The organism is Aerococcus sp. L_32 (assembly GCF_050689315.1).
Genome location: NZ_JBOEQF010000187.1, coordinates 1 through 4,039, shown reverse-complemented (window position 1 = coordinate 4,039; position 4,039 = coordinate 1). Strand labels below are relative to the sequence as shown.

Annotated in this window: 4 protein-coding genes; all 4 read right to left on the bottom strand. The window is 39.8% G+C overall.

Annotation, left to right across the window (positions count from 1 at the left end):
- Window positions 1–1,527 (bottom strand): DNA gyrase subunit B (locus ACRCJ0_RS10080; protein WP_431390350.1); only part of this gene is annotated, 1,527 nt, incomplete at its 3' end.
- A gap of 181 nt (window positions 1,528–1,708) precedes the next feature.
- Window positions 1,709–2,824: a DNA replication/repair protein RecF gene (gene recF / locus ACRCJ0_RS10075; protein ID WP_431390349.1), complete on the bottom strand. Its 1,116-nt coding sequence runs from the start codon at window positions 2,822–2,824 to the stop codon at window positions 1,709–1,711.
- Window positions 2,811–3,059 carry a S4 domain-containing protein YaaA gene (yaaA, locus tag ACRCJ0_RS10070; protein ID WP_026465537.1) on the bottom strand — a complete coding sequence of 83 codons (249 nt, stop codon included), beginning with the start codon at window positions 3,057–3,059 and terminating at the stop codon, window positions 2,811–2,813. The genes recF and yaaA overlap by 14 nt, the downstream gene beginning before the upstream one ends.
- Window positions 3,060–3,444: 385 nt before the next feature.
- The coding region (gene dnaN, locus ACRCJ0_RS10065; RefSeq protein ID WP_431390348.1) for a DNA polymerase III subunit beta at window positions 3,445–4,039 on the bottom strand (595 nt) is incomplete at its 5' end.

Genomic DNA, 4,039 nt, shown 5'->3' with positions numbered 1-4,039 from the left:
ACCATCGACATCGGCATCGGTCATAATAACCAATTTGTGATAACGTGCCTTGGTGATGTCGAACTCATTTTGCCAGCCTGTACCCATTGCAGTAAATAATGAACGGATTTCTTCATTGGATAAAATTCTGTCCATCGATGCTTTTTCAACGTTCAAGATTTTACCTCGAATCGGCAAGATAGCTTGGAAGTGACGTGAACGGCCTTGTTTCGCTGATCCGCCGGCCGAGTTTCCCTCAACGATGAATAATTCAGATTCTTCTGGATTACGGCTTGAGCAGTCGGCTAATTTACCAGGTAGGTTAGAAATCTCTAGGCCTGATTTTTTACGGGTCATTTCACGTGCTCGCTTAGCAGCTAAACGGGCTTTAGAGGCTACAGTACCTTTATCGACAATACGGCGGGCAATTTGCGGATTCTCTAGTAGGAACGTTTCAAAATGCGTCGCAAATAAATTATCGGTAATCGTTCGAACTTCCGAGTTCCCTAATTTCATCTTGGTTTGCCCTTCAAATTGAGGATCCGGATGGCGAATAGATACAATTAAGGTGATCCCTTCACGCACATCTTCCCCAGTTAAATTATCTTCATTTTCTTTTATTAACTTTTGCGAGCGAGCATAGTTGTTAATCACACGTGTAAGAGCAGTCTTAGCTCCTGATTCATGCATACCACCTTCAAAAGTATGGATATTATTCGCAAAGCTTAAGATATTTGAGTGGAAGCCATCCGTGTATTGTAAAGCTACCTCTACTTCAATCCCATCTTGCTCATCTTCAAGATAAATCGGTTGTTCAAATAAAACATCTTTATCTTTATTCATGTACTCAATATATTCTTTAATCCCACCTTCATAGTGGTAAGAAGCTGTTTCTTGGTTTTCTGATCTAGCATCCATTAAAGAAATCCGTAAGCCCTTATTCAAGAAGGCTAACTCACGGACACGTCGGTTTAAAACTTCAAATTCAAAGGTTGTTGTCTCGGTAAAAATCTCTGCATCCGGTTTAAAATGCACAACCGTACCATGGGTATCTGTATCACCAGTTTGTTCAACATCCGACACAATAGCGCCTTGGCGGAATTCTTGGTGGTAGATGCGGCCATTTTTATGGACATATACATGCAACCATTCAGAAAGGGCGTTTACAACAGAGGCCCCAACCCCGTGAAGACCACCGGATACTTTATACCCGCCACCGCCGAATTTACCACCGGCATGTAGGACAGTAAAGACTGTTTCTACCGCTGGACGACCGGTATTTGACTGGATATCAACGGGAATCCCGCGACCATCATCGACAACTGTTATAGAATTATCTTTTTCAATGGTGACTTGGATGTGACCCGCAAATCCTGCTAGGGCCTCATCAATTGAGTTATCGACAATCTCCCATACTAAATGGTGTAAACCACTAGCTGAAGTTGACCCGATATACATCCCTGGACGCTTACGTACAGCTTCTAGACCTTCCAATACTTGAATTTGGCTAGCATCATAGTCTTTCGCCAATTCGCGTTTCTTGGCCATTTTTTCTTCTTCAGAAACAAGGTCCTCTGGTTGGACGAGTGCTTCTTCATTGGTCAACATTTCATTTTCATTGTTGTTGTTTTCATTAGCATTGTTTGCCATTTTCCCACTCCTATTACGTGAATTATTCAATCTCAATAGCGCCATGGGATTTTAGGCCACGCCTAACCCGCACGCTTACTTATTCCGCTATCGCGCCTGCATCAATATTGAAAACCCTTGGTTCTTCAATTAATTCTCTTTGAATACCATCTAAACTTGTTGTTGTTAAAAAGGTTTGGACTTTCGACTGTATAGACTTCAATAAGTGGGTTTGCCGCTCATCATCTAATTCACTGAGTACGTCATCCAATAGTAAAATAGGGTATTCCCCTAAAACTTCATGCATGCATTCGATTTCTGCTAATTTCATACTCAATACAGTCGTCCGTTGCTGTCCTTGGGAACCAAATTTCTGCACATCACGGCCATTCACCTTAAAGGTCAAATCATCCCGATGTGGACCAACCAAAGTAACCCCTCTGGCAAATTCATGGTCTTTCTTCTCTTTAAATTTCGTCATCAATTGCTGGTAAATGGCATCTTCAGTCATATCTAAAGTCAACTCAATTGGACCACGATAAGCTAAAGTCAACTCTTCAAGCCCATGTGAAATGGTTGAATGGATGGGTTTAGCCCATGATTCCAGTTGGTCTACAAAACGTAGCCGTTGGTAAATAACATGGGTAGCAGACGCCGCTAACTGTTCAGTGAGAATATCTAAATAAATTTGATCTTGGGTTTCTTTATATAATAATTGCTTGAGGTAGGCATTTCGTTGCTTTAATAATCGATTATATTGAACCGACTCATACAGGTATTTCGGGCTCATTTGCCCAAGCTCCATATCAATAAACTTCCGTCTAAGTTGCGGGGCACCTTTAATCAGTTCTAAATCTTCCGGGGCAAAAAGGACCACATTCAATTTGCCAATATAATCACTCATCCGGTTTTGATTTAAATGGTTCACTTTTGCGCGTTTACCAGATTTCGTGATGGTTAGCGCTAGTGGTAAATCTGGATTCGTTCTCGTTGATATACTACCTTCAATACGCGCAAAGTCTTGTTTCCAATGGATGGTATCTTTTTCATTGGCCGTACGGTGACTTCTTGCCAGTGACATCATATAAATAGCCTCTAATAAAGATGTTTTCCCCTGGGCATTCTCGCCAATAAAGACGTTCACCCCAGGAGAAAATGTGACTGTTAGATCTTCATAATTTCTGAAGTCCTTTAACTTAATGTCATTCAGCTGCATGTCCATCACCATGCGCTTCATGGCTTTCGATGATAAATTCACCTTCATTCGGTATTGCAATAACCATACCTGGATACAATTTACGTCCTCGTCGGTTATCAATTTCACCGTCTACAACGACATCATTTTCTTGTAGATACCATTTCGCTTCTCCGCCAGTACCTATCGCACCAGAAATTTTTAATAACTGACTCAATGTAATATATGCTGTTTTAATTTTTACGATTTCAGCCATCATTTCACCCCACATTCATCTTCCAAATTCGCTCTTCACATAAAATAAATCGTCTCTTCTTGCCATCACCGGACACAGCTAGTGGTCCTTAGCAGATTCAACGATTTCACTTTTATTTATACACCCTTAATTATACGCTAATTTACCGTATTTAGCAAATAAAGGCCCTGTATTAAAAGTTGGCATTTTAGATAGGGAAATACCTAGAATCTTACTTAAAGGGCTTAAAAGTCAAAAATTGGCACATTTTTATATGTAGACCAAAAAAAAGGACCAAAACCAGTAAATGATTTTGATCCTTATCCATTTGGCTAACCATATGAAAATGATTTGACCTTCGACATCAATTTTTAGCGGCTTTTGTCATTTCTCCAATTAGCTTCAATTAACCTCTTGGTGTACGAATTGGGGTAATCAATTGAACGAAATTGAAGTTATCAGTTTGGTCACTTGGTAATAAGGTGAAGGGGTGTGAAGATGACTGGAAGCCAATTTGTACATTTTGTTGACCAAATGATTTCAACGCTTCACGTAAGTAATCAGGGTTGAAGGAAATTTCTAAAGCTTCCCCTTCAGCTTTCACTACATTGATTTCTTCTTCTACATTCCCAACTTCAGCAGATTGACTAGATAAAATAATATCTTGGTCTGAAATATTCAAACGAACCACATTATTTTTACCTTCGTGACTTAAAATCAAAGCACGTTCAACAGCATTCACTAATTCACTCGCTGCCACTTCAATAATTGTTGAGTGGTCATTAGGTAATAAACGGTCTGTATTCGGGTAGTTACCTTCTAGTAAACGAGAGTATAGGTAAATATTACGAGCTTTAAACAATACTTGATTGTCTGTCACCATCATCTCAATGTCTTCATTACTATCCACAATACGGATTAATTCTTGTAATGAACGACCTGGAATATTGATATCTAACACTGTATCACCAGCTACTTCTGGCATTGTTAACGGCATAATG